General features: G+C 67.8%; 27 protein-coding genes and 1 riboswitch. Of the genes, 7 read left to right on the top strand and 20 right to left on the bottom strand.

Translation table 11 applies throughout. The features are described 5' to 3' along the window. Positions 1 to 24 precede the first annotated feature (24 nt). Complete coding sequence (locus K8O92_11150) at positions 25 to 675, bottom strand: hypothetical protein (protein ID UAK34360.1); 651 nt, start codon at positions 673 to 675, stop codon at positions 25 to 27. 123 nt (positions 676 to 798) lie between these two features. Then, positions 799 to 1422, bottom strand: a complete 624-nt coding sequence (locus K8O92_11145; GenBank protein UAK34359.1) for a carbonic anhydrase — start codon at positions 1420 to 1422, stop codon at positions 799 to 801. A gap of 123 nt (positions 1423 to 1545) precedes the next feature. Here K8O92_11145 and K8O92_11140 point away from each other — a divergent pair, with 123 nt between their 5' ends. After that, entirely contained in the window at positions 1546 to 2430 is an 885-nt protein-coding gene (locus K8O92_11140) for an A/G-specific adenine glycosylase (protein UAK35619.1), read from the top strand. 71 nt (positions 2431 to 2501) lie between these two features. Here K8O92_11140 and K8O92_11135 read toward each other — a convergent pair whose 3' ends face one another. Further along, positions 2502 to 3248, bottom strand: coding sequence for an alpha/beta fold hydrolase (locus K8O92_11135; protein UAK34358.1), 747 nt, complete (start codon positions 3246 to 3248; stop codon positions 2502 to 2504). Positions 3249 to 3306: 58 nt separating this feature from the next. Between K8O92_11135 and mhuD the strand changes: the two genes are divergently transcribed. From mhuD to K8O92_11115, 4 genes are all read left to right on the top strand, one after another. Continuing rightward, positions 3307 to 3621, top strand: a complete 315-nt coding sequence (gene mhuD, locus K8O92_11130; protein ID UAK34357.1) for a mycobilin-forming heme oxygenase MhuD — start codon at positions 3307 to 3309, stop codon at positions 3619 to 3621. 80 nt (positions 3622 to 3701) lie between these two features. Beyond that, positions 3702 to 3854: riboswitch (cobalamin riboswitch) on the top strand. Positions 3855 to 3884: 30 nt separating this feature from the next. Next, on the top strand, positions 3885 to 4079 hold the full coding sequence (locus K8O92_11125; protein UAK34356.1) for a CbtB-domain containing protein: 195 nt from the start codon (positions 3885 to 3887) through the stop codon (positions 4077 to 4079). Then, on the top strand, positions 4070 to 4861 hold the full coding sequence (locus K8O92_11120) for a CbtA family protein (protein ID UAK34355.1): 792 nt from the start codon (positions 4070 to 4072) through the stop codon (positions 4859 to 4861). The genes K8O92_11125 and K8O92_11120 overlap by 10 nt, the downstream gene beginning before the upstream one ends. A 35-nt stretch (positions 4862 to 4896) precedes the next feature. Further along, positions 4897 to 5379 carry a hypothetical protein gene (locus K8O92_11115; GenBank protein ID UAK34354.1) on the top strand — a complete coding sequence of 161 codons (483 nt, stop codon included), beginning with the start codon at positions 4897 to 4899 and terminating at the stop codon, positions 5377 to 5379. A 68-nt stretch (positions 5380 to 5447) separates the two neighbouring features. On the opposite strand, the gene K8O92_11110 is transcribed toward K8O92_11115, so the two are convergent. The 3 genes from K8O92_11110 to K8O92_11100 form a co-directional block, all read right to left on the bottom strand. Next, positions 5448 to 5888 (bottom strand): OsmC family peroxiredoxin, encoded by a 441-nt coding sequence (locus K8O92_11110; GenBank protein UAK34353.1) that lies wholly within the window; start codon positions 5886 to 5888, stop codon positions 5448 to 5450. 150 nt (positions 5889 to 6038) lie between these two features. Further along, positions 6039 to 6359 carry a multidrug efflux SMR transporter gene (locus K8O92_11105; protein ID UAK34352.1) on the bottom strand — a complete coding sequence of 107 codons (321 nt, stop codon included), beginning with the start codon at positions 6357 to 6359 and terminating at the stop codon, positions 6039 to 6041. A gap of 1 nt (position 6360) precedes the next feature. Then, entirely contained in the window at positions 6361 to 7008 is a 648-nt protein-coding gene (locus K8O92_11100) for an NAD(P)H-dependent oxidoreductase (protein ID UAK34351.1), read from the bottom strand. 107 nt (positions 7009 to 7115) lie between these two features. Here K8O92_11100 and K8O92_11095 point away from each other — a divergent pair, with 107 nt between their 5' ends. Further along, positions 7116 to 7736: a TetR/AcrR family transcriptional regulator gene (locus tag K8O92_11095; protein ID UAK34350.1), complete on the top strand. Its 621-nt coding sequence runs from the start codon at positions 7116 to 7118 to the stop codon at positions 7734 to 7736. A gap of 280 nt (positions 7737 to 8016) precedes the next feature. Continuing rightward, positions 8017 to 9672 carry a sensor histidine kinase gene (locus tag K8O92_11090; GenBank protein ID UAK35618.1) on the top strand — a complete coding sequence of 552 codons (1656 nt, stop codon included), beginning with the start codon at positions 8017 to 8019 and terminating at the stop codon, positions 9670 to 9672. A gap of 589 nt (positions 9673 to 10261) precedes the next feature. Here K8O92_11090 and K8O92_11085 read toward each other — a convergent pair. The 14 genes from K8O92_11085 to K8O92_11020 form a co-directional block, all read right to left on the bottom strand. Beyond that, the gene (locus K8O92_11085; protein UAK34349.1) at positions 10262 to 12817 is read right to left on the bottom strand and encodes an ATP-dependent Clp protease ATP-binding subunit; all 2556 of its coding nucleotides are present in this window, start codon (positions 12815 to 12817) and stop codon (positions 10262 to 10264) included. A gap of 311 nt (positions 12818 to 13128) precedes the next feature. After that, the gene (locus K8O92_11080; protein UAK34348.1) at positions 13129 to 14049 is read right to left on the bottom strand and encodes an alpha/beta fold hydrolase; all 921 of its coding nucleotides are present in this window, start codon (positions 14047 to 14049) and stop codon (positions 13129 to 13131) included. Between the two features lie 100 nt (positions 14050 to 14149). After that, entirely contained in the window at positions 14150 to 15283 is a 1134-nt protein-coding gene (locus K8O92_11075; protein ID UAK34347.1) for an IS630 family transposase, read from the bottom strand. An 87-nt stretch (positions 15284 to 15370) separates the two neighbouring features. Then, complete coding sequence (locus K8O92_11070; protein UAK34346.1) at positions 15371 to 15964, bottom strand: DUF1772 domain-containing protein; 594 nt, start codon at positions 15962 to 15964, stop codon at positions 15371 to 15373. A 134-nt stretch (positions 15965 to 16098) separates the two neighbouring features. Next, complete coding sequence (locus tag K8O92_11065) at positions 16099 to 16722, bottom strand: FHA domain-containing protein (protein ID UAK34345.1); 624 nt, start codon at positions 16720 to 16722, stop codon at positions 16099 to 16101. Positions 16723 to 16926: 204 nt separating this feature from the next. Then, positions 16927 to 17286 (bottom strand): Lsr2 family protein, encoded by a 360-nt coding sequence (locus tag K8O92_11060; GenBank protein ID UAK34344.1) that lies wholly within the window; start codon positions 17284 to 17286, stop codon positions 16927 to 16929. A 116-nt stretch (positions 17287 to 17402) separates the two neighbouring features. After that, a complete protein-coding gene (lysS, locus tag K8O92_11055) occupies positions 17403 to 18902 on the bottom strand; it encodes a lysine--tRNA ligase (protein ID UAK35617.1) in 1500 nt (499 codons plus the stop codon). Between the two features lie 261 nt (positions 18903 to 19163). Continuing rightward, a complete protein-coding gene (locus tag K8O92_11050; protein ID UAK35616.1) occupies positions 19164 to 19586 on the bottom strand; it encodes a sulfurtransferase in 423 nt (140 codons plus the stop codon). An 8-nt stretch (positions 19587 to 19594) separates the two neighbouring features. Beyond that, positions 19595 to 20119, bottom strand: a complete 525-nt coding sequence (locus tag K8O92_11045; GenBank protein ID UAK35615.1) for a cysteine dioxygenase family protein — start codon at positions 20117 to 20119, stop codon at positions 19595 to 19597. Between the two features lie 262 nt (positions 20120 to 20381). After that, a complete protein-coding gene (locus tag K8O92_11040) occupies positions 20382 to 21179 on the bottom strand; it encodes a type III pantothenate kinase (protein ID UAK34343.1) in 798 nt (265 codons plus the stop codon). A 17-nt stretch (positions 21180 to 21196) separates the two neighbouring features. Continuing rightward, a complete protein-coding gene (locus K8O92_11035) occupies positions 21197 to 21616 on the bottom strand; it encodes an aspartate 1-decarboxylase (GenBank protein UAK34342.1) in 420 nt (139 codons plus the stop codon). 13 nt (positions 21617 to 21629) lie between these two features. Then, positions 21630 to 22610 (bottom strand): pantoate--beta-alanine ligase, encoded by a 981-nt coding sequence (gene panC, locus K8O92_11030; GenBank protein ID UAK34341.1) that lies wholly within the window; start codon positions 22608 to 22610, stop codon positions 21630 to 21632. Continuing rightward, positions 22610 to 23539 carry a DUF2520 domain-containing protein gene (locus tag K8O92_11025; protein UAK34340.1) on the bottom strand — a complete coding sequence of 310 codons (930 nt, stop codon included), beginning with the start codon at positions 23537 to 23539 and terminating at the stop codon, positions 22610 to 22612. Before K8O92_11025 ends, panC begins: the two co-directional genes overlap by 1 nt. Positions 23540 to 23693: 154 nt before the next feature. After that, positions 23694 to 24644, bottom strand: coding sequence for a hypothetical protein (locus tag K8O92_11020; protein ID UAK34339.1), 951 nt, complete (start codon positions 24642 to 24644; stop codon positions 23694 to 23696). Positions 24645 to 24680 lie beyond the last annotated feature (36 nt).

Raw genomic sequence — 24680 nt, 5'->3', positions numbered from 1 at the left:
CGTAGCCGCTGGAACCGAGACGACTCAGGCGATGTTGAACGGCTCGGCCGCACTGCGTACCGACCCCAGTTGCGCAACGACGTTGTAGGCCCCCGGCGGGACCTGGACACGCTCGCCCGCGCAATTGGGCTGGGAAGTAGAGCCCGACCAGGTCACCGTGAACGCCGCCTGCTCACCGCGATTCATCGTGCGGACGTCGGGCTGCCCGTCGGGGTAGCAGTCGGTGCTCGACCACAGGCGCCGCTGGCCGTCGAGCGTGTGCACCGAAACCTGTTGCAGACCCGAGCCCATGTCGCGGGTGCACGCCACCGACGAGATGTTGGTGATGACGATGCCGAACACCGGCTGCTCACCGGTCTTGTAGGTGGGCTGCTCGACGGTCACCTTGATCGCCAGCGACTGGTCCGGGCAAGGGCCCGCCGCCGCGGCGCTGGTGCTCGCCGCGGAGGACTTCGCCGCGCCGGAATCCCCCGACGGCTTGGCCGCCGCGTCGGCGGGCTTGGCCACGACCGAGCTGGACCCGGCGGACTTGGTGTCACCGGGCGAGTCACCGCCGCGCGCGACCGCGAGCACGACCCAGATCACCAGCGCCAGCGCGACCACCAGAACTCCGATGGCGAACGCGCGGCGACGCCAATAGATCTCCGGTGGCAGCGGTCCATTCGGTTCCAGCACGCCTCAACGGTAAGGGCAGAATCGGGCGCATCGTCTCAGGGGCACGGCGTGTCGGCCACCCGCCCCCAGCAGCGACGAGTACATTCCGCCGGCACGCTGGGCGAATCGCGGGCGCGCCGCCGGTCAGACCTCCTCGCCGATGTTGCCCACGACGCGGTGCAGCTGCACTTTGCCCTCGGCCAGCTTGTAGGTGACGGAGGCGATGGCGCACTCACCGGTCGCCACCGCCTGGGAGATGATCATCGACCGCTGCATGAGCAGGCGGCTGGTCTCCACGACGTGCCTGGCCTCGATCTCGTCGACGGTGGACAGGCCTTCGCGTCGTCCGATCAGAATGGACGGCGTGACCCGCTCGACCACGCTGCGGATGAACCCGCCCGGCACCTCGCCGCCGTCCAGCGCGTCGATGGTGGCCTTCACGGCTCCGCAACTGTCGTGCCCGAGCACTACGATGAGCGGCACGTTGAGCACCTGCACCCCGTACTCGATCGAACCGAGGACCGAGCTGTCGACCACATGGCCCGCGGTGCGCACCACGAACATGTCGCCGAGGCCCTGGTCGAAGATCAATTCGGCGGCGACCCTGGAGTCGCCGCAACCGAACAAGATCGCTTGCGGATGCTGGCCGCTGACGAGCTTGGCCCGGTGCGCGGCACCCTGGCTAGGATGCAGCAGCGCACCGCTGACGAAACGCTCGTTGCCTTCACGCAAGGACTTCCAGGCACTGATCGGGTTGGAATCCGGCATACCGACCATTGTGCACAACACTTGCGTTACCAGCGAGTTCGATTGGTTACAGGTGGGCAAATACCGCCTGGCGGCAGTAGGACAGGAATAGTGAGGGCAGTGCGGAAGGGCGTGCCGAAGGGCATCGACGCGGACACGTTGCTGGACTGGTACGGGGAGACCGCGCGTGATCTGCCGTGGCGGCGGCCCGGCGTCACCGCGTGGCAGATCCTGATGAGCGAGATCATGCTGCAGCAGACCCCGGTCGTGCGGGTCGAGCCGATCTGGCGGGAGTGGGTGGCACGCTGGCCGGTCCCCTCGGCGATGGCCGCCTCCGCACAGGCGGAGGTGCTGCGCGCCTGGGGCAAGCTGGGCTATCCACGTCGAGCGCTGCGGCTGCACGAGTGCGCCAGGGTGCTGGCGGCCGAGCACGGTGACGAAGTGCCCGCCGACGTGGACGTGCTGCTCGATCTGCCGGGGATCGGCGCTTACACCGCGCGCGCCGTCGCCTGTTTCGCCTATGGTCAACGGGTTCCGGTGGTGGACACCAACGTCCGCCGTGTGGTTGCCAGGGCGGTGCACGGCCGCGCGGAAGCGGGCAGCCCGTCCTCCCGGGACCTGCCGGAAACCGAAGCGCTGCTGCCGCTCCAGGTCGACCGCGCCGCCGTGTTCTCCGCGGCCCTGATGGAACTGGGCGCGACCGTGTGCACCGCCCGCACCCCCGATTGCTCGCGCTGCCCGCTGCCGAGCTGCGCGTGGGTCACCGCTGGCAGGCCGGTGAGCGAGGTGGTCCGCCGCACCCAGAAATACGAGGGCACCGACCGCCAAGCACGCGGTCGCCTGCTGGACGTCCTGCGCCACGCCACCGGACCGGTGGAGCGGATGCGTCTGGACCTGGCCTGGACTCGCGACCCGGGCCAGCGCGACCGCGCGCTGGACTCGTTGCTGGTGGACGGCCTGATCGAACAGACGCCCGACGGCTTGTTCGCCTTGGCGGGCGAGGGCGGCAACCCCGCGGCGAACAGCTGAGCTGGAACCGCCCGCGAGCCGGTTCGGCCGCAGCCCCGCGGCCGAACTACTCGTCGCCGGTCGCTTCGCCCCTAGCCGCCGAGCACGCGCCGCAGGAACCGCTCGACCTCGGCCCGGTAGAACTCCGGTTGGTCGTCGTGCACGAGGTGTCCCGCGCCGGGGACCAGGACGTAGTCGGCGCCTGGATGCGCGGCGGCCATCTGCCGCATCTGTCCCGGCGGAGTGATGCTGTGCTCGCCTTCCAGCAGCAAGGCGGGCACTCGCACCGCATGCCATTGCGGCCAGAAGTCGCGCGTACCCCACTCCTCGGAGATGTCGCGGAAGGTCGCGACCGAACCGTGCAGCCGGTATCCCCGCGGCCCGCGCTGGAACGAGTTCAGGAAGTACCGCCCGGCGACCGGGCCGAAGAAGGCCAGCACGGCCTCGTCGTCGGGAAACGGCTGCGGCCACGCCTCGATCATCGCCGCCCATCCGGCGGCGGTGCGTCCGGTGAAATCCGGCGCGATGTCCTCGATCACCAGCGCCCGGACCCGGTCCGGGTGCGTCGCGGCGAACACCCAGCCGTGCAGCGCGCCCATCGAATGTCCGATCACCACCATCGGCTCGGTGATCGCGGCGGTGCCCGCGGCGAGGTCGGCGACGAATGCCTCGGTCGTCAGTTCCGCAGGCGCCGCCCTGCCGTGCCCGGCGGCGTCGAAGGTGTAGACGTGACCGTATTCGCGCAGCCAGCCCAGGTGATCGCGCCAAGTGCGGGCGCTGCCCATCAGTCCGTGCAGCAGCAGGATCGGCGCGCCTGCTCCGCCTTCGTCGTGCAACATCGGTTCGACAATACGAGGCACCGAGCATCTGCTGGGCGTCAGCCGCTAGCTTGGACGCATGGCTGTTGTGAAGATCAACGCGATCGAGGTTCCCGAGGGCGCCGGCCCCGAGCTGGAGAAGAGGTTCGCCCACCGTGCGCACGCGGTCGAGGGCTCACCCGGCTTCCTCGGCTTCCAGCTGCTGCGCCCGGTCGCCGGTGAGAAGCGGTACTTCGTTGTGACCCAGTGGGATTCGGAAGAGTCCTTCGCGGCCTGGCGGGACGGGCCCGCCCGCGAGGCGCACGCGGGCGAGCGCCAGAAGCCGGTCTCGACGGGCGCGTCCCTGCTCGAGTTCGAGGTCGTGCTGGACGTGGACGCGAAACCGGCGGACTGAGCCGAATACTCGGTGCCGGGCAGGTCCGCCTGCCCGGCGACTCGCCCGGCACCGTGGTACGCCCGTGCCGGACACTGTTGACGCCGAGGTCGGTGAGATGTCACAGTTCGAAGGACAAACGCGAGGGTGATGCGGTAATTCCGGTGAGATTCCGGAGCGGTCGCGCCACTGTGTTCCATGCACCGAGTCCGGTGCCGGAAAGCCAGACACCGGCACCGTCGCGCCCACCACCCGACGGGACGCGTATCCCAAGGAGGACTCGAATGGCCATCGCGCATTCACCAAGCCGGGCAACCGACTCCCTGGCCACCGTGCTCGTCACGGTCGGTGTCGTTCTTCTCGCACTGCTCACGCTCTACCTGGTCGGATTCGACCAGGGCCTCATCTCGCGCAGCGGGATGTATTTGCACGAGCTGATGCACGACGGACGCCACCTGCTGGGGCTTCCGTGCCACTGATCGGTTCGCTCCGAACACTGCTGCTTCGTGGCCTGCTGGCCGGCCTCATCGCCGGACTGCTGGCCGCGACAGTCGGTTACTTCGTCGGCGAACCAAAACTCGACGCCGCCATCGCCATCGAGGAAGCGGGTTCCGCCGCCGGGCACACACACGGCGAGCATGCCGAATCCCCGGGCGGGCATTCCCACGGTGACGAGGAAGAACCGCTGGTGAGCCGCGGCGGCCAGAAGTTCGGCCAATTCCTCGCGCTCGGACTGGCCGGGGTCGCGCTCGGCGCCGTCTTCGCCTCTGTCGCACATTTCGCGCGGCGCTACACCACGCTGTCCGGGCCGCGGCTCACGTTGCTGCTCGGTCTGGCGGGATGGGCCGCGATCGTCGCGGTCCCGTTCTTCAAGTACCCGGCGAACCCGCCCGCGGTGGGCGATCCGGACACCGTCGACGAGCGCACCCTGTTGTGGCTGGCGGCGGTGCTGCTGGGGATCGTGGCGGTCGGCACGGCGGTGGCGGTGTTCACCGCGCTGCGCGCCCAACTTCCCACGGTCCGGCTGATCGGCGGCGTCGCGGCGTTCGTGCTGGCGACCGCGCTCGGCTATGTCCTGCTTCCCGGTGTGAACGAGGTGGGCGCGGACTTCCCGGCCACCCTGCTGTGGCAGTTCCGGGTGGCGTCACTGGCCGAGACGGCGACGCTGTGGGCCTGCTTGGCCTTGGGCTTCGCGGCCCTCACCGAGTTCGCTACGCGCACCGATACCGCCGTAGGGGCAGCCGTCGCTACCGCGGAGTGATTCGCGTCCGGAAACGCTGAGGCAGTGTCGGCCCCATGACCGGCACCGCCTTTTCCGTCTGGCCCGCATCGTCGCGTGACCACCCCGCTGCGCCACCGCGCCCCGTTCGCGTCGCGTTCGCCGCCTTGGCGGTCGCCTTGGCGGCGGGCATCGCCGAAGCCGTCGTGCGGGCCGCGCTCGCTTTCCCCGAAACCGACCGGACGACCATTGCCGCCGGACTGGCGGTGCGCACGGCGATCTACCTTCTGGTGCTGGTCGTGGCGGTGCGCATGACCCGCGGCGACCGCTGGGCCCGCCTGCTGATCGCCGTCGGCATCGGCGTATTCGGCCTGTTGTCACTGATCGTCGAACCGCTTGCCGCGGCCATGTCCGCCAACGAACTGCGCGACCTCTTCCGGGACGCGTCACCGGCGTCCGTGCTGCTCGCGAGTCTCCGCAGCGTCCACGTCATCGCGGTGCTGATCGCCGTACCCGCCCTCTACACCCGCCCGGCCCGCCGCTACTTCCGCAGGCGCTGACTCCCCTCACGCGTTCGTACCCCGCTCCTCCGACCGAAGGCGCGGGGCACGAAGCGGTGGTGCGAGAACTAGTCGAGAGCGGCGTCGAGGGTGATGTGGTCGACCCCGGCCAGTGCCTTGCTGATCGGGCACCCCGCCTTTGCGGCCTCGGCGGCGGCTTGGAAGGCGTCGGCGTCGATGCCGGAGACGCGACCGCGGACGGTCAACTTGATCCCGGTGATCCGGAAGCCGCCCGCCGGGTCGGGGCCGAGCGTCACGTCGGCCGTGACGTCCAAGCTTTCCGGGGTGCCACCGGCATTGCCGATCTGCGCCGAGAGCGCCATCGCGTAGCAGGAGGAGTGCGCGGCCGCGATCAGCTCCTCCGGGCTGGTGGTGCCGTCGGCCTCCTCCGCGGAACGCTTGGGGAACGACACGTCGTACTTTCCGACCCCCGAACTGGCCAGTTCGACCTGTCCCGAACCCTCCTGCAGGGTGCCGGTCCAGGCAGTACGCGCGGTACGTGTGGGCATCACGGTCCTTTCGCCGATGATCGTTTGACGATTCAGCACGAACCTACCCCGGCCGCCTCGCCCCGGCCTACCGGTTCGCCGATCACTCGCGCGTCGGCGCATGCTCGCACACGCCGGTAAACCCCGGGCGCACCAAGCGAATCCGTGCCGTCACGCCGGATTGGTGAGCCTGGCCAGCACGATGCCGCCGAGGATCAACGCGAGCGCCAGCACGCGGCCCGCACCGAGCGGATCCTTGTGGACGAGGACACCGAGGGTGATCGCCCCGAGGGCGCCGATCCCGGTGAACACCGCGTAGGCGGTGCCGACCGGCAACGTCTGCATGGCCCGGGACAGCAGGTACACGGCGGAAGCACCCAGAACGAAGCAGATCAGGGTCTGCACTGGTTTGGTGAAGTTCTCGGTCGGTTTGATGCTTTGCGACCAAGCGATCTCCACCAGACCGGCGACGGCGAGGACTACCCAGTTCATCTCAGTACTCCCCGGCCAGATCCCGAACGGTCGCCAACGCTCGGGCGTAGGACTCGTCGTGCTCGGCACGCCGATTCGCAAGCACCGGATCTTGGCGGGAATTGGCGAGTTCCGCGTGTACGAACACGGTGTCGGAGACGGCGAAATGACCTGCGAAGAAGTCTCGCAGGAAGCGCTCCTGGTAGTCGTAGGCCGCTTTGGGAGCGCCCGGCGAGTACGCGCCACCGCGGGCGCTCGTCACGATGAACCTTCGGTGCTCCAGCGACATTCGCGGAAAGGTGACCTGGTCCAGCCATGCTTTGAGCGAGGCCGGGATCGAGTAGTTGTACATCGGGGTTCCGATCAGGATCACGTCCGCCGAGAGCAACTCCGCCAGCAGCGGCTCGACGATCTCCCACGCGGCGGCCTGCTGCGGGGTACGAACCAACTCACCGATCCGACGCGCGTCCGTGCTCGGCAAGGCGAGCACCGCGTCACACAGCTGCGTCCACGCCTCCCCGATGAACGGCACCGGCTCGGCCGCGAGGTCGCGGTAGCGGTAGTCGCTGTCCGGATGGCGTACGCGCCACGCCTCGGCGAAGGCGGCGCTCAACTCCCGGCTGATCGAGTGCCGCCGGGCGCTGGCGTCGAGGTGCAACAGAGTGCTCATGGTCAACCTCCGAGTAAGTGGACACGCTGTCCGAATCATCCGAAATCGACGATAGAATAGAAGTGGACATGTTGTCCACTTATTGCCCAGTCCGCTACAGTCGGGGCATGGAACCCCGATCCGACCTGCTCGCCGCCACCGGGCCGGACCCGTCGGCGGCCCCGCCCGAACGCGCGGACGCGGCACGCAACCGCGCCAAAGTGCTCGCCGCCGCCGCGGAACTCTTCGCCACGCGGGACCCACGGGCGGTGACGATGGACGACATCGCGAAGGCCGCGGGCGTCGGCAGGGGCACCCTGTACCGGCGCTATCCGGATACCACGTCGGTCGCGGTAGCCCTGCTCGACGAGCATGAGCGGGCACTGCAAGAGCGACTGCTCTCCGGCCCGCCGCCGCTCGGGCCCGGAGCTCCTCCCGCGCGAAGGCTGGCCGCGTTCTACGCGGCGATGGTCGAATTGCTCGACGCGCACGCGCATCTCGTGCTGGGCGCGGAAATCGGCGGAGCGCGCTTCGCGACCGGCGCCTACGGATTCTGGTATGCCCATGTGCGAGCGCTGTTGACGGCAGCGGGGATTCGGGAGCCGGCCGCGATGGTCGACGCACTCCTCGCGCCGCTGGCCGCCGAGGTCTATCAGCAACAACGCTCGCGCGGCCTGACCTGCGAACAGATCACCGACGCCCTTCGCGTAATCGCCGAAACCGTTCTCGCTGACGGCCGAGCGTCGTGACCGATCCGCGAAACGACATCGTTGACGGACAATGCCCACCAACCGTGTCGATTCCCTGCCGTGGCTCACACCAGGCCGCGTTCGCGCATCAGCCAGATCACCGCGCCCCGGACAGAACAAGGTAACCGGCCGGCACGGCCAGACCTGCCGGACGGACGTCGGCGCACAGCCGTCGAGCGCACCGCAGACGCCGAATCGGCGCAATTCTCCCGAAATACGTTCTCAGGCAGACGTGAATCCGGGCCGGGCCGCATAGGCTACGTGGGTGCGGGTGGCAGGGATTACGGATCGCAGCTCGGTCGGCTTGGACTGGGGAGTCGCGCTCGTCGTGGCCGCGGTTCAGTTGGTCGGAGGCACCTTCGCGAACACGCGGCAGACGGGAGTGCACTCCCTCGACGTCCTCGGGTATCTCCTGCTGCTGGCCGGGCCGGTAGCGCTGATCTGGCGGCGTGCGCAGCCGGGGCCCGTGCTGATCGTGGTGCTCGCCGTGTGCGTGGCGTATTTCTTCCGGGACTACGGGTACGGGCCGATCTTCGTCTCGCTGGTCATCGCCTTCCTCACCGCCGCGAGCGCCGGATCCCGCTGGTGGACTTACCCGCTCGTCCTGCTGGGCTGTCTCGCGCTGGTCTGGCCGCTGCCCACCCTGCTGGAGCGGCCTGCCGACCCGTGGCAGGTATTCGCGCTGATGGCGTGGCTTTCGGCGTTGCTGCTGGTGGCCGAGGCGATCCGGCAGCGCAAGGCCGCGCTCCTCGCGCGCGGCCAACACGCCGAGGCCGCCCGCCGAGACGAGGAAGCGCAGCGTGAGCGGCGAGCCGGCGAGGAGCGCCTCGCCATGGCGCGGGAGCTGCACGACGTGCTCGCGCACAGCTTGTCGATGATCGACATGCAGTCGTCGGTGGCGCTGGAACTGCTGGACAAGCGCCCGGAGCAGGCCGAGACGGCGCTCACCGCGATCAAGAATGCCAGCCGCGACGCTCTCGCCGAAGTGCACGCGCTGCAGCACACAATCCGCGCCGGAACCGCGGAGCCCGACGGGCAACACCTCGCGGCCGAGGCGAGCGCGGAGGACACCGGCCGCCGCCGGACCCGCCGATCCCCCCGCACCAATCGCAGTTCGGCTCCGGCCCAGCCTGCTTCGACCGACAACGACCTCCCCGAGGAGGCCGCGGCCACCGTCCAGCCGCCACCCGCCCCGCGCGCTCCGGCGCCGAGCATCGGCGACCTGGACGACCTGTTGCAGCGGCCCCGCGCCACCGGGTTGACGGTGGAGACCCGCGTACTCGGCACCCCGCAACAGCTGCCCAGCGTCATCGACGGGGCGGCGGCCCGGATCATCCAGGAGTCGCTGACCAACGTGCTCCGGCACGCACCGGGCGCCGACGCCACGGTGACCGTGCGCTACACCCCGGACTCGGTCGACATCACTGTCGACAACACCCGCCCCACCGGTGCCACATCGCGCTCCGGCGCCGGCGGCGGCAACGGGATCATCGGCATGCGGGACCGCACTCATGCACTCGGCGGCGCACTCACCGCGGGTCCGCGCCCCAGCGGCGGGTTCCGGGTCGCGGCCAGGCTGCCCACACGGGCTCCCGAATCCGCGGCGAACGAGACCGGGGCTGCCCTCCCGGGGACACCGGCGCAGAACACCGCGTCAGCGGGAACGCGTGGGCGCGACGCAACGACCGCGGGCGCGTCGACGGAGAGGACCGCGTCAGGGGGGAGACCGTCGCATAACTCCGCGGCATCGGGTACGCCGCAGCAGAGCACCGCGGCGGCGGACGTCTCGGCGGCAGGCGCCGAGGCAGCGCCCACCACGGCCGCCGAGAATCGGGGCACCACAGCCCCGGCGCGTCCGACGCCGGGCGTCTCACGGGCACGGTCCGCCGACGCGGCCGAACTGCCCGGCACACCGGCCGTTCACCCGCGCCACTGACCGGGCGACGCGACCAAGCCCACAGGAGGGCCGCGAGCGGGACGTGATAATCCCGGTCGCCGAGGGCCTCACAGCTGCCGAAATCGGAAACGCCCCTACATGAGCCCGCGATCGCCCGCACCATGTCAGCCGTATCCTCGCGAAACTGAATGCGCAGGACGGCGCCCAACTGGTGGCCTACGAATCCGGACTCGAGAGCCCCGGTAGGCAGGAAGAACTACGCCCCGTCACCCACTCGATCTCCACAAAGGCCGCCCGACACCGCCGCGCCCGATATACGAGATACAGCAATTTTTCAGCGAACATTTCCGATGCGGCACGAACGAGTGTTAGCAATTATTTGGTTAACATTCCGCAGGGCGCTCGAGACCCCGCAGGATACGTTTTCCGGCGCATAGCGAGTGACGACGCACGACCAACGCCCCCAATACGTCCCTATCGGCGCAGTTTTTCCGCATGAATATTTTCACTCGACCCGAAGCTGTGAGTTTCCTGGCGACCGCCATGGAGGCGAGTGACGGTCCGGATTTCAGCTCGGAATACGAAGAGCCCGTGCCCACCAGGTGGACACGGGCTCTTCGGTTGCGATTTACTCGCCTGCGGCGGCCTCGGTGGGGCCTTCTGTCGCGCCGGTCAGCACGACTTCCGGCTTCTCTTCGGTCTGAGCCTTGGTCAGCTTCGCCTTGCCGGTGAAGGTGAACTTGGCGTCCTCGCCGGAGCCTTCGCCGTCCCAGCCCTCGACATCGACCGAGATGGTCTGGCCCGGGCCGATCTCGCCGAAGAGGATCTTCTCCGACAGCTGGTCCTCGATCTCGCGCTGGATGGTGCGGCGCAGCGGCCGGGCACCGAGCACGGGGTCGAAGCCACGCTTGGCCAGCAGGTTCTTGGCGTTCTCGGTGAGCTCGATCGCCATGTCCTTGTTCTTCAGCTGCTTGGCGACGCGGTTGATCATCAGATCCACCATCTGGACGATCTGGTCGGTGGTGAGCTGGTGGAAGACGATCACGTCGTCGATGCGGTTGAGGAACTCCGGCCGGAAGTGCTTCTTCAGCTCGTCGTTGACCTTGAGCTTCATCCGCTCGTAGTTCGAGCCCTCGGCATTGCTCTGCGTGAAGCCCAGGCCGACGGCCTTCGAGATGTCCGAGGTACCGAGGTTCGAGGTGAAGATCAGCACCGTGTTCTTGAAGTCCACGGTCCGGCCCTGGCCGTCGGTGAGACGGCCGTCCTCCAAGACCTGCAACAGGGTGTTGTAGATCTCTTGGTGGGCCTTCTCGATCTCGTCGAACAGCACGACCGAGAACGGCTTGCGGCGCACCTTCTCGGTGAGCTGGCCGCCCTCCTCGTAGCCCACGTAGCCCGGAGGGGCACCGAACAGCCGCGAGGCGGTGAAACGGTCGTGGAACTCGCCCATGTCGATCTGGATGAGCGCGTCGTCGTCGCCGAACAGGAAGTTCGCCAGCGCCTTGGACAGCTCGGTCTTACCGACACCGGACGGACCGGCGAAGATGAACGAGCCGGACGGACGCTTCGGATCCTTCAGGCCGGCACGGGTGCGGCGGATGGCCTTGGAGACGGCCTTGACCGCGTCCTCCTGGCCGATGATCCGCTTGTGCAGCTCATCCTCCATGCGGAGCAGACGGGTGGTCTCCTCCTCGGTGAGCTTGAACACCGGGATACCGGTCCAGTTCGCCAGCACCTCGGCGATCTGCTCGTCGTCGACCTCGGCCACGACGTCCAGGTCACCCGAGCGCCACTGCTTCTCCCGCTCGGCCCGCTTGGCGACGAGCTGCTTCTCCTTGTCGCGCAGCCGCGCGGCCTTCTCGAAGTCCTGCGCGTCGATCGCGGACTCCTTCTCCCGGCGCGCCTCGGCGATCTTGTCGTCGAACTCGCGCAGGTCCGGCGGAGCGGTCATGCGACGGATGCGCATCCGGGCGCCCGCCTCGTCGATCAGGTCGATCGCCTTGTCCGGCAGGAACCGGTCGTTGATGTAGCGGTCGGCCACGGTCGCCGCGGCCACCAAGGCGCCGTCGGTGATGGAGACACGGTGGTGCGCCTCGTAGCGGTCGCGCAGACCCTTGAGGATGTTGATGGTGTGCTCGACGGTCGGCTCGCCCACCTGCACCGGCTGGAACCGGCGCTCGAGGGCGGCGTCCTTCTCGATGTACTTGCGGTACTCGTCGAGGGTGGTCGCGCCGATGGTCTGCAGCTCGCCGCGGGCCAGCTTCGGCTTCAGGATCGAGGCCGCGTCGATGGCGCCCTCGGCGGCGCCCGCACCGACCAGCGTGTGCAGCTCGTCGATGAACAGGATGATGTCGCCGCGGGTGTTGATCTCCTTGAGCACCTTCTTCAGGCGCTCTTCGAAGTCACCGCGGTAACGGCTGCCTGCGACCAGGGAGCCCAGGTCCAGGGTGTAGAGCTGCTTGTCCTTCAGCGTCTCCGGGACCTCGCCGTTGACGATGGCCTGTGCCAGGCCCTCGACGACGGCGGTCTTGCCGACGCCGGGCTCGCCGATCAGCACCGGATTGTTCTTGGTACGGCGGCTGAGCACCTGCATGACGCGCTCGATCTCCTTCGAGCGGCCGATGACCGGGTCCAGCTTGCCCTCGAGCGCCGCCTGGGTCAGGTTGCGACCGAACTGGTCGAGCACCAGCGAGGTGGACGGGGTGCCCGCCTCGCCACGCGAACCGGATTCCACCGGTTCCTTGCCCTGGTACCCGGACAGCAGCTGGATGACCTGCTGGCGCACACGGTTGAGATCGGCGCCCAGCTTCACCAGCACCTGCGCCGCCACGCCTTCGCCCTCACGGATGAGGCCGAGCAGGATGTGCTCGGTGCCGATGTAGTTGTGCCCGAGCTGCAGCGCCTCGCGAAGACTCAGCTCCAGCACCTTCTTGGCGCGCGGGGTGAACGGGATGTGCCCGGACGGGGCCTGCTGGCCCTGGCCGATGATCTCCTCCACCTGGCTGCGCACGCCTTCCAGCGAAATGCCGAGCGACTCCAGCGACTTGGCCGCGACGCCCTCACCCTCGTGAATCAGCCCCAGCAGGATGTGCTCGGTGCCGATGTAGTTGTGGTTGAGCATCCGGGCCTCTTCCTGGGCCAGGACGACGACACGCCTCGCGCGGTCGGTGAACCTCTCGAACATCGCTCCCTCACTCTCCTGCTCCGACATTCTGGCAACAGACGCCGCAGTGTGCTGTGTACAACAACCGTGGGCGTCAGCCTGCCATGAAGCCCGGGGGTTGCGGCCCCCGCCTCCACTCTAGTTGGCGGGAGATGCCGCCGCCGCCAGTCCACCCTATTGCCGACCGGCAGCAGCACGGTCATTCACTCATAACGTGGGCGGCGCGGGATTCGTTTCCGGCCGGGTTTTGCCCTCAGCGAACAGAACACTCGCCGACCGGAACTCCACCGCACACGTACGACCTGGGCTGCCTACCCGGTGTATGGGTCGACCTAACCGCAGGGCACGGGGCGTTGATGTGCGGGATCGAGCGCATTGAGCACGTAGGTCGCGGCCCTTCGACTGCCCGCTATGCCCGTATGCCCAGAGTAGTCCGTCGCGCAGCCGTCCTGAACCACGATATTCGTCACTCGCGGCCCGGCTACCAGCCCCGAGGTGTACGGCACCACCAACTCGTCCAGCACGGTCGCGATGTTCGTGTAGGTCACATCCGGGTGGTACACACCGTCGGCGTTGAGCGCGCGCACGAACTCCGAGCCTTGCAGCACCTGGCGGCAGGCCATGCAGGGCGACCCGGCCACGGCGTCGAAGAACGGGCCGAGACCCAGCCGCGTGCCGAATTCGTTCAGGTCCGCCATGCCTGCGGCGTTCGAGCCGAGCCAGGGCGGGGCCAGCCCGACCATCTTGTCGACCTTCGCCGCGCCCGCGAGCCGCTTGACGAAGTAGTTGCCGATGAAATTGCCCTGAGAATGGCCGATGAGGTCGACCTCCGCGGCGCCGGTCGCGGCGCGTACCCGGTCCACGAAAGCGGAGAGCTGCGCCGCGCTCCGCTCGATCGGAAGCATGCCTCCGACGGCCGACGCGGGCCACGGCAGGTCGTAGGCGCCGAAGGTGGACGCGTACACGCAGTAGCCCTCGTTGGCCAGCAGCGGCGCGAACACGCCCCAATTCGTCTGTGCGCCACCCCCCGTACCGTGCACGAGAACCACCGGATTCGGATGCGCGGAACCGGGCCGGCAGGACCAGTCGTTGGTGCCGGGCAGCGAACCGCCCGGATTCGCCAGCTCCGCGGGGATGCCCGCGAAGAAGTTGTAGTCGACCGGATAGCGCTCTTGCGCGTGTGCCGCGCCCGCGGTGGCGCACACCGCGGCGAGCAGAACGATGAACAACGAAAAGCCTGGGACACGCCGCACGATAGCCTCCCGGTCCGGTCTCGTCTTCCGGGGAAGCTACCGCACGCAGTGGCCCAGACGGGGCACATTCCGGCGGGTCGTTGCGGAAACTAGTGCCGCATCAGGCTACGTTTGCCCTGTTGACGATTTCGTGTAGCCGTTGGTCTTCGACGTGCTTGTTCCGCCAGATGATGTAGCGCCGGATCATGGACGCCTGTTCACGATGACTGCCGTGGTCGGTGCCGTCGAGCGCGAAGTACCGCAACGCGGTGAACTGCGCCTCGATACGGTTCAACCATGAACTATTCGTCGGCGTGTACGCGATCTCGACGTTGTTCTCCTCGGCCCACTGGGCGACCCGTTGGCACTTCTTCGTCGTCAGATGCGGCGAGAAGTTGTCGCACACGATCGCCATGCGGACCTCGGCCGGATACAAGGTGCGCAGGTACCGGCAGAACTCGAGAAACTTCGTGCGGTTCTTCGTGGCCTTGACATGCCCATACAGCTTGTCCTTACCGAGGTCGTACGCGGCGAACAAATGCCGTACCCCGTGCGGGCGGGTATAGGTTGCCCGCCGACGGCGCCTGGGTTCGCGATCCGGATCCTTATGCTTGCCACCGCGTTCGGCCCACTGCCGGCCCGGATGCGGCTGCAAGTTCAAAGGCCCGAACTCGTCGAGACAGAAGATCACCTGTGGCTCATCGGAGTCGGGCACGACCTCACCGTCGGCGATGGCGTACAGGTGCTCGACTCGGGCCTTCTTGGCCTTGTAGTCCGGGTCTTTCGACCGCTTCCAGGTTTTCACTTTTTGAAACGAGACACCCTCCTCACGGAGCAGCACGCGCAGACCCTCGTGGCTGATGTCGTCGACCACCCCCTCAGCGACCAGGAACTCGGCGAGTTTGGTCAGGCTCCAGGTCGAGAACGGCAGATCGTGTTCGGTCGGGGCAGATTTGGCGAGCTTCTTGATCTCGCGGCGTTCGGGCAGCGTGAACGTCTTCGGTCGGCCACCGGCGTATTTCGGGTACAGCGAATCGAATCCGTCGGCATTGAAGTTGTGGATCACATCGCGGACCCGGTCAGCACTGGTGAAGCTGACCTCGGCGATCTTGGGCACCGGCATGCCCTGAGCGGAGAGCAGGATCATCTGAGCGCGCCGCCAGGTCACCACCGATCCGGTACCGCGGCGAATGATCCGCACCAACCGTCTGCCTTCATCGTCGTCGAGCTCTCGCACCCGTACTCGTTCTGCCACCCGACCAGGCTGACCGATGCCCTGACCGGCACGCCGCAACCTGTCGGCGTGTCGGTTACAACAGGGCAAAGGTTCCCGGGCGCGGCACTAGCTCTGACCGAAGGCAGGCGCGCCGGACCGGTCCGGCACCGCGTACTGCCCCGCAGCCGGGTGGCCCTGCGTTCCCGCCGCGGCGGTGGTCTTACCCTGCTGGACGCCCGCGACGAACAGCGCGCCGCACAGCGCCAGGAAGGCCAGCGTGTGGAAGACGCCGCGCACGATGTTCCAACGCACCCAGACGGATTCGAAATCGGCGCGCACCGCGGCGAGGTCGGCGATCGAGCTCGGGTCTCCAGCGGCGGCCAGCTGGTCGTTGAGCGGGACGTTCAGGCCGGAGGTCACCGCGAAGGCGATGACGTTCAGCACCAGCGCGAGCCCGATCCAGACCAGCGTGGCCCGGTGCTCGCGCCCCAGATGCAGCGCGGCGGCCAGGATGGTGAACCCGACCGTGCCCAGGAAGCCGATCATGAACCACGGATTGATGATCACCACGTTGATCTTCTGCATCACATCGATCATCGCGCGGTCGTCGGTCCGGGCCAGCGCGGGCATCACCGAATTGGCGTACGCGTAGAAAAGGCCCGCGATCAGGCCCGTCGCCAGCGTGGCGAGCACCAATGCGGCGAGACGTGTGGCGGTCATGAACTTCCTCCTGCTCGGAAAACCCGGCCGGAGTCGTCGTGGTTCCGGCTGTGTCTCCAAGTCAAGCCGTTGCCGCCGGGACTCTCCATGGTCGAGAAGCTCGACTACTTGAGCGAGCGTCTACGGTGGAGGTCTCACAGGTCCCGATCGGAAATGAGCCCACTCTGCATGGCCAGTCCAGCCAGCCGCACCCGCTTCTGGTTCTGCGGCAGATCCTCCACCCCGAACTTGGCGAACAAGGCGCGCAGATGGGTCTTGATGGCGTCGACGCTGAGGAACAGCTCTTCGGCGATCTGCTGATTGGATGCGGGAGTGGCGAAGCCCGCGCCGTGCTTGTACGGGCGGCACAGCGCGATCAGGACCGAGCGCTGCGTTTCGGTGAGCGACCGCGCGGTGGGCATCGAGCCGGTGGAAGTGCGGGTGATGTCGTCGGACACGCCGCCGAAGTCGTGAAAGGACACCCGCGAGGTACCGACCCGGATGACGTCGCCCGCCATCAGCCTGCGGCGGCCGACGAGCCGGTCCCCGTTGACGAACGTGCCGTTGCGGGAGAGGCCGTCGTCCACGATGGTCCAGTGCGCACCCAGGTACTCGACCGCCGCGTGCAGCCGGGAGACCTCCGCGTCCCAACTCAGGGCGAGATCGGCATGCGGGGAGCGGCCGATGGTGACGCGACCGCGATCGGGCGTGAGCGTGAGCTCCTGCTGCCGACCTGCGTCATCGGTGAACCGCAAGAATGATCCGACGAATCCTGTCACTGCGCCGATACCTCACCTCTCCATACCGCCAGTGACCGTCGCACGGTTCCATGGTGCCCCGTTCGGGTACCACGAGCAAGATCGATCCACCCCGCCGCGACGGGCACCGCGTGATCAGGTTTCGTTGCTATATCGAAGCCCTATCACAAACAAGACCGCCGCCCCGGCGTCGCACGATTCGCCGGGACGGCGGCCGAAAAAGAACTATCCCTTCGCGGCCTTGTTGTACGCGTCGGTGATGTCGGCGGAGATGCGGCCCCGCGCGGACACCTTGTGTCCATTCCGACGCGCCCACTCCCGAATTGCGGCGCTTTGTTCCCGGTCGATGGAGACCCGGCTCTTGGGAGCGCCCGCAGCAGCCGCGGCGGCCTTGACCCGGCGCCGGCCGCTGACCCGGCGCGCATTCGAAACCCACTCTTCCAAACCGTCGCGCAGCTTCGCCGCATTTGCCGACGACAGGTCGATCTCGTACGACACACCGTCGATCGCAAACTCGATGGTCTCGTCCGCGATGGACTCACCGTCGACATCGTCGATCAGGCTAACGGTGACCTTCTTTGCCATGAGATGAACGTCCTCTCGAAATCGTGCGACCCGCATACTAGGCCGATTACCCGAGGCAAGAATACCTCGAATTCCGGAAATTCCAAGACGGAGTCGCTGCTTTGCAATCCAGTTGGTCACCTGGTGACCGGACGCACAATTGGGAACAGTATCGTTTCTCGGATTCCCAATCCCGTGAGCGCCATCAACAACCGATCGATTCCCATACCCGTTCCGGTCGTCGGCGGCATGCCGTGCTCCATCGCGGCGAGGAAGTCCTCGTCCAGCACCATAGCCTCGTCGTCACCCTGCGCGGCCAGCCGGGCCTGATCGAGGAAGCGCTCGCGCTGGATCACCGGGTCCACCAACTCCGAATAGCCCGTGGCCAACTCGAAGCCGCGCACATACAGATCCCACTTCTCCGTGACGCCTGCCGTACTGCGATGCTGCCTGGTCAACGGGGATGTCTCCACCGGGAAGTCCCGCACGAAAGTCGGCGCGTACAGCTTGTCGCCATACTGGTGTTCCCAGAGTTCCTCGACGAGTTTCCCGTGGCCGTAGCCCTTGCCCTCCGGAATTTCCAGACCGACCCGATCCGCGAGTGCGCGCAATTCGGCGACCGACGTTTCCGGGGTGACCCGCACACCCAGCGCGTCCGACAGCGAGGGGTACATCTCGACGGTGGCCCACTCACCGCGAAGATCGTATTCGGTGCCGTCGGCCAGGGTCACCACCTGCGTGCCGAACGCCTCCTGGGCCACCTCCTGCACCAATTCCCGGGTCATCACCGCCGAGTCGTCATAGGTGCCGTATGCCTGGTATGTCTCGAGCATCGCGAACTCGGGGGAATGCGTGGAGTCCGCGCCCTCGTTGCGGAAGTTCCGGTTGATCTCGAAGACCCGCTCCAAGCCGCCGACCACGCAGCGCTTCAGGAACAGCTCCGGCGCGATGCGCAGGTAGAGGTCCATATCGAGGGCATTGGAACGGGTGACGAACGGCCGGGCCGCCGCGCCGCCGTGCAGCGTCTGCAGCATCGGCGTCTCCACCTCGAGGAATCCCCTGCGCTCGAGCGCGTTGCGCAGCGCGCGCACCACCGCGATCCGGGTACGGGCCATTTCCCTGGCCTCGGGACGCACGATCAGGTCGACATAGCGCTGCCGGACCCGCGACTCCTCGTTCATCTCCTTGTGCGCCACCGGCAGCGGCCGCAGGGCCTTCGCCGCCATGGACCAGGAATCGGCCAGCACGCTCAGTTCGCCGGTCCGCGACGAGATGACCTCACCGTGCACGAAAACGAAGTCACCGAGGTCGACATCGGTCTTCCAAGCGCCGAGGGCGTCCGCGCCGACACCGTTCAGGCTGATCATCGCCTGCAACTTGGTGCCGTCGCCCTCCTGCAGTGTGGCGAAACACAACTTGCCCGTATTACGCAGGAATATGACGCGGCCCGCGACGCCCACCTCTTGTCCGGTGGCCGTGTCCGCGGCGAGGTCCGGATATGCGGCCCGAATTTCCGCGAGGGTGTGCGTGCGCGGCACGACGACGGGATAGGCTTCGCCGCCGGCCGCGAGTAGCCGCTCCCGCTTCTCCCGCCGAATCCGTATCTGCTCCGGGGCATCGTCGGCGTCGAGCGACACGGCGGGCCGCGAATCCGATGACGATGCGCTGGAGGATGCAGAGTTCGGGGTGCTCACATCGAACAACCCTAGCGTGCACCGGAAATCGTTTTGCGCGCCGCCCGGCCTCTGACTCGGAGTAACGAAACGGTATCGAAGCCTCATCCCATCCAGGACCGGCGCAGCGGCGCTCCAGAGACGCGAAATAGCCGGTGCGCATCAGGCGATGTCCGAAAACACCTGCGCGCCCGGCTATTTCAGGATGGAAGTGTTCGCGGGGATTTACAGCGACGCCAGCGCGTCGAGCTCCCGTGCGAAGTGCGGCGCCCCTACCGCGACGTTCAACAGTCCCGCCGCCTTCAATGCCTGGTATCCGCCCACCAGGTCGGTGGCCCGGTGCAGCCCGAGTTGCTGCAGCGCGGCGGCGGCCAGGCTGGAGGTATAGCCCTCGGAGCAGACGACGATCCATTCCACGTCGTGATCGGCGGCCAGCGCCAAGCGTGCGGAACTGGTGGGGTCCAGCCGCCATTCCAGTACGTTGCGCTCGATCACCAAAGCGCCGGGCAGGGTACCCTCGCGTCCGCGCTGGGCCTGGGGCCGGATATCCACCAGAATGGCGCCGCGATCGATGGCTTCCGGCAATTCGAAGGCGTAGATCCGGTCGAGCTGGGCCCGTGCGTTCTCCAGCATCTGATCGATGGTCAAACGGGTCATCACATATCACCTTCGGGCTGGTCGGTGAGGACGGTTCGGGTGCGCCGCAGGGTGCCGTGACCGGTCACCTCGTAATACGACATGGCGGTGAGAGGCGGGGAGTAGGCGTGCACGCTCAGCGTCGGGTCGAGTGGACCCGCGGATTCGACGGCGGCGGGCGCGCGCATCACGTCGTGCACCCAGCCGATCGGGAACGAGGCCTGGTCACCGGCGGCGAGCGTGCGGCAACGCAGTTCCGTTCCGTTCCATCGGTATTCGGAGAGCGCCCCGCTGAGCACGGTGAGCGCGCCGAGCGAACCGGCGTGGTCGTGCAGCTCCGTCGACTTACCCGGCGTCCAGCTGATCAACCAGACGTCGACCTCGTCGTCGGCGAGCAATCGAGCCGCCCAGCGCTCGTCTTCCGGCCACGTCCCACCCCCGGGAAGCAGGTGGTCGTAGCGTCCGGCGAGCACGTCCTCGGCGCCTTCGTCGGTCAACCGGAGCAAATCGGCCGGACGTAGCCGAGTGGGCAGCGCGGGCGCCACCGAGCGCTCGACCGGCGGAGTAGCCGAGAAAGCGGTACGCGCGGAGGAAGCGGAGGAAAGGGAAAGAACGGAAGAACGCATGAGCGAATCTCCAGGAGGAAGGTATCGGTCGAGGGCGGGTACTCAGCCTCGATCGGTCGAGGCAAGTCAGCCTCGACAACACTCCTGGGTGCTCACGACAAATGTCACGAGAGGGAGTTTAACAGCATGCGACACGGTGACGGCAACCATCCGGCCTGCGACGAATACAACACCGCGCAAATCAGACACTTCCCTTGCGCCGCTGGTTGCGTTCGTATACGAGCCGCAGGCCGGTCAGCGTGAGGTGCGGATCGTGGTCCTCGATGGTTTCCGATTCCGGGACGATCAGCGGTGCGCTCGCGCCGGTGGCGACCACCGCGACATCGTCACCCGCGAACGCGTCGAACTCGTCCCGAATCCGATCGATCAGGCCGTCCACCAGCCCGGCGAAACCGAATACCGCGCCGGACTGCATGCATTCCATGCTGTTCTTGCCCAGCACCGAGCGTGGCCTGGTCAGCTCCGCCCGCCGCAGCGCGCTGCGTTCCACCAGCGCCTCGGTGGAGATCTCCACACCGGGCGCGATGATCCCGCCCAGGAACTCGCCCTTCTTCGACACCAGATCGACACAGATCGCCGTGCCGAAATCGACGACGATCGCGGGTGCGGAATACCGCTGATAGGCGGCCAGGCAATTGACGATGCGGTCCGCCCCGACTTCTTTCGGATTGTCCACCAGCAACGGAATCCCGGTGCGCACACCGGGTTCCACCAACACGTGCGGAACATGACCCCAGTACTGGCCGAGCATGCCGCGCAGTTCGCGCAGCACCGGCGGCACCGTCGAAAGCGCGGAGACGCCGATCACCTCATCCAGTTGCGCGCCGACCAACCCGCGCACCTGCATGGCGAATTCGTCGGCGGTCAGCAACGGATTGGTGTGCATCCGCCAGTGCCGCACGAGTTTCGAATGCGCTCCGGAACCGGAGAACAAACCGAGTTCGATACTGGTGTTGCGAACATCGATGGTCAGCAACATGTCCGGATCGCCGGCCCTCAGACGAACGACAGGGAGCGCGGCGAGGTGAGGCCCGAGCCCTCCGGCGCGTGAGCCGGGTCGGAGCCGAGCTCGACCGGGCGGTTGCGCTCGTCGACGAACACGACCTTGGGGTCGTATTCCGCGATTTCCTGCTCGTTCAGCTGGCCGTAGGCGATCAGGATGACGAGGTCGCCCGGGTGCACCAGGTGCGCCGCGGCGCCGTTGATCCCGATCACCCCGGAACCCCGCTCGCCGGCGATGACATAGGTCTCCAGGCGGGCGCCGTTGTCGATGTCCACGATGCAGACCTGCTCGCCTTCCAGCAGGTCGGCGGCGTCGAGCAGGTCCTGATCCACCGTGACCGAACCGACATAGTGCAGGTCGGCGTGCGTCACGGTGGCACGGTGGATCTTCGACTTCATCATGGTGCGCAGCATTGCGTCGCCCTTTCTAGTTGGCGGGAGGGAGCAGGGCGGGATCGGACACCGCCGTGACGGGCTGGGAGGAGTCCGCGACGGACCGCGACTCGGAGACGGTGGGATGACCGTCGATCGGAGCGCCGAGCGTGACGGCGATGTTGTCGATGAGCCGGGTCGCGCCGACCCTGGCGGCGATCAGCAATCTGGCGTTGCCGGACGCCGGTGCGGGCCCCAGAGTGGCCGAGCGCAGCTCCAGATAGTCGACGTCCACGCCGGTCGCGGCGTCGAGAACCTGGCGGGCGGCCGCGAGTACCGCCTCGCCACCGCGTCCGCCCGCGTGCTTGCCCGCCGACAGAGCCGCGGACAGGGCGAGCGCCGACTCGCGCTGCACCGGGTCGAGGTAGCGGTTGCGCGAGGACAGCGCCAAGCCGTCGGGCTCACGCACGGTGACCACCGGCGTGATCCGGACGTCGAAATTCAGGTCGCGAACCATCTGCCGGATCAACGTGAGCTGCTGGTAGTCCTTCTCGCCGAAGAACGCCTCGGTCGGCCGCGTGATCTGCAGCAGTTTGGCGACCACGGTGAGCATGCCCGCGAAATGCGTCGGGCGGCTGGCGCCCTCCAGTTCCGCCCCGAGCGGACCGGGATGCACCGTGGTGCGCGGACCGTCCGGATACATGTCGGACACGCTCGGCGCGAACACCAGCTCCACGCCCTCCGCGCGCAGCAGTTCGACGTCGGCGTCCAGCGTTCGGGGGTACTTGTCCAAGTCTTCGTTCGCCCCGAACTGCAGGGGATTGACGAAAATCGACACGATGACGACCTGGTTGGTCCGCTTGGCCAGCCGCACGATCTCCAGATGACCCTCGTGCAGCGCGCCCATGGTCGGAACCAGCGCGACGGTGCGGCCGACACCGCGCAGGGCAGTGGACACCGCGCCGAGCACCGCGGGATCGTGGTGCACGGTCAGCGTGCCGGGCCGATACGCGCCGCGCAATTTCGGGTCGAACATCAGCGTCCTTCCAGCAGCTCGATGACGGCGGGAGCCGTGCCGGCCCGCTCCGCGGTGCGCAGCGACAGCGCGCGATAAGCCTCGGCCAGCCGGGTATCGACGGACTCGAGCGCGCGCAGGTGCACGGCCACCGCGTCCGCGTCACCGCGGGCCACCGGACCGGTCAGCGCGGACTGACCGCGGCGCAGGGCGTTGTCCAGCGCGGCCGAGGCCAGCGGGGCGAGCAGACGCTCGGCCAGACCGTTGGGCTGGTCGTCGACCAGTTGCTGGCCGATCAGGCCTGGGCCATCCAAGGCGGCGCGCAGGGCGGTCACCGCGTCGACGATCACCGTGACCAGGTGATTGCTGCCGTGCGCGAGCGCGGCGTGGTACAGCGCCCGGTTCTGCTCCGGGACGCGGACCGGCTCGCCGCCCATCTCGATCACCAGCGACTGCGCGATGGCGTAGCCGACCTCGTCGGCGGCGGTGATGCCGAAGCACGCGTTGCCGAGACGGGTCACGTCTTCGTCGTGGCCGGTGAAGGTCATGGCGGGGTGAATGGCCAGCGGAAGGGCGCCGACCTCGGCGAGGGGGGCCAGCACGCCGACGCCGTTGGCGCCGGAGGTGTGGGCCACGATGGTGCCGGGCCGGACGACTCCCGCACCGGCCAGGCCACGGGCCAGGCCCGCCAGTTCGGTGTCGGGCACGGCGAGCAGCAGCAGTTCGCTGCGGGCGGCCACCTGTTCGATCGGCAGGATCTCCGAGTCGGGCAGCCGGGTGCGGGCACGGCGCACCGAGGCGTCGGAGATCGCACAGACGCCGAACACCACGTGTCCGGCCCGCTCCAGTGCGGCGCCCAATGCCGAACCCACGCGTCCCGCCGAGACGATTCCCACCGTCAGGCGTGCGGGCGCGGGGTCGTAGCCCGAAGTAGCGTTATCGGAATTCACGCTTCTCGAGGTCAACGTTGTCCTCTCGATGTCGTTCCAGTCCCGCCATGCGGGTACCGGACGGTACGCCAAGAGAATATCGGCAGGTGGCTCGCCGCCGCCACGGGGTGCCCGCGTGATCTATGACGCAGTGCGGGCCGGGCCCCGCCCCGGGTCATCGACCTTCGCGCTCCTCGGACTGCAGGTTGGCCATGATCTCCGCTACCGACAGACGTCGCGACGGCGACTCGTCGTCGCTCTCGGCCCGGCGCCGCCTGCGCGCGCTGGGCGTGCCCACGGTGGGCACGGAGGCCGGCCGTGTGACCGGTTCCGGGTCCGGCTGGGGCCGCACGGCGGGCTGGGTCGGGGGCTCGTCGACCTGCTCGTCCACGGTCTCGGTGAACGCGTCGGCCCAGCCGCGCGGCCGGGCGTAGCGCGCCCGCTCCGTGTCGGCCTGGTCGGCGGGGTCGTCGTCCGCGGAGACGACCGCGGTCTCAGCGGTGACCGGATCGTCGAAGGGGCTGGCGAAGACCGGCGGCTCGGGGTGATCGGGCTCGAAGATCGGCGTCATACTGCTGCGGGGTTGCTGGTCGGCGAACACCGACCACATCCCGGCATTCGCCGAGCTATTGTTCCCCGATTCGGCGCTGGAACTGGTCAGCTCCTGAATCCGGGTCGCGTCGGCCCGCAACGCCGGGCGGTCCATCGGCAGATCGCCGTCGAACAGTCGTTGCAGGCTCTGCCGCAGCACGGTGAGTTCCGCCCGCAAGGCCGCCATCTCGGCCGCGTCGGCGCCCACTTCCTGGCGCACCCGCGCCTCCACGCCGAGTTCGTACTCGCGCCGCGCGGTGACCTCACGCTCCAGCTGTAACTCGTAGACGGTCTGCAGATCGCGGACCTTCGCCTTGTCGATGGTCGCCTCTTTGCGGTACTTCGTCGCAGTAAGAGCGCCGATTGCGGCCGCCCACAGCGCCACAACCAGACCTACCCGTACGAACTCCACGCTGTTACTGAAGATCAGGAAAACGCTGGCAACCAGACCGAGCAGGATCAAGACGCCGACGAATAATTTTCCCGCGTCGTCCCGCCGTCGACGGGAAGTGCTGCTACGGGAGGGTGAAACCATGCCAGCCAGGGTAGCCAATAGGTGGTGCCGCGCCCA

The organism is Nocardia asteroides (assembly GCA_019930625.1).
Lineage (GTDB): Bacteria > Actinomycetota > Actinomycetes > Mycobacteriales > Mycobacteriaceae > Nocardia > Nocardia sputi.
The sequence above is the reverse complement of the archived record's forward strand: the minus strand, read 5'-3'. Positions and strand labels throughout refer to the sequence as shown.

What these genes read in the sequence shown, in the direction of transcription:
- K8O92_11060 (UAK34344.1), bottom strand. Translation starts at nt 17,286, where the DNA reads ATGGCAAAGAAGGTCACCGTTAGCCTGATCGACGATGTCGACGGTGAG.
- K8O92_11020 (UAK34339.1), bottom strand. Translation starts at nt 24,644, where the DNA reads ATGGTTTCACCCTCCCGTAGCAGCACTTCCCGTCGACGGCGGGACGAC.
- K8O92_11085 (UAK34349.1), bottom strand. Translation starts at nt 12,817, where the DNA reads ATGTTCGAGAGGTTCACCGACCGCGCGAGGCGTGTCGTCGTCCTGGCC.
- K8O92_11095 (UAK34350.1), top strand. Translation starts at nt 7,116, where the DNA reads ATGGAACCCCGATCCGACCTGCTCGCCGCCACCGGGCCGGACCCGTCG.
- K8O92_11105 (UAK34352.1), bottom strand. Translation starts at nt 6,359, where the DNA reads ATGAACTGGGTAGTCCTCGCCGTCGCCGGTCTGGTGGAGATCGCTTGG.
- panC (UAK34341.1), bottom strand. Translation starts at nt 22,610, where the DNA reads ATGTTCGACCCGAAATTGCGCGGCGCGTATCGGCCCGGCACGCTGACC.
- mhuD (UAK34357.1), top strand. Translation starts at nt 3,307, where the DNA reads ATGGCTGTTGTGAAGATCAACGCGATCGAGGTTCCCGAGGGCGCCGGC.
- K8O92_11040 (UAK34343.1), bottom strand. Translation starts at nt 21,179, where the DNA reads ATGTTGCTGACCATCGATGTTCGCAACACCAGTATCGAACTCGGTTTG.
- K8O92_11135 (UAK34358.1), bottom strand. Translation starts at nt 3,248, where the DNA reads ATGTTGCACGACGAAGGCGGAGCAGGCGCGCCGATCCTGCTGCTGCAC.
- K8O92_11035 (UAK34342.1), bottom strand. Translation starts at nt 21,616, where the DNA reads ATGCTGCGCACCATGATGAAGTCGAAGATCCACCGTGCCACCGTGACG.
- K8O92_11115 (UAK34354.1), top strand. Translation starts at nt 4,897, where the DNA reads ATGACCGGCACCGCCTTTTCCGTCTGGCCCGCATCGTCGCGTGACCAC.
- K8O92_11070 (UAK34346.1), bottom strand. Translation starts at nt 15,964, where the DNA reads ATGACCGCCACACGTCTCGCCGCATTGGTGCTCGCCACGCTGGCGACG.
- K8O92_11100 (UAK34351.1), bottom strand. Translation starts at nt 7,008, where the DNA reads ATGAGCACTCTGTTGCACCTCGACGCCAGCGCCCGGCGGCACTCGATC.
- K8O92_11125 (UAK34356.1), top strand. Translation starts at nt 3,885, where the DNA reads ATGGCCATCGCGCATTCACCAAGCCGGGCAACCGACTCCCTGGCCACC.
- K8O92_11110 (UAK34353.1), bottom strand. Translation starts at nt 5,888, where the DNA reads ATGCCCACACGTACCGCGCGTACTGCCTGGACCGGCACCCTGCAGGAG.
- K8O92_11145 (UAK34359.1), bottom strand. Translation starts at nt 1,422, where the DNA reads ATGCCGGATTCCAACCCGATCAGTGCCTGGAAGTCCTTGCGTGAAGGC.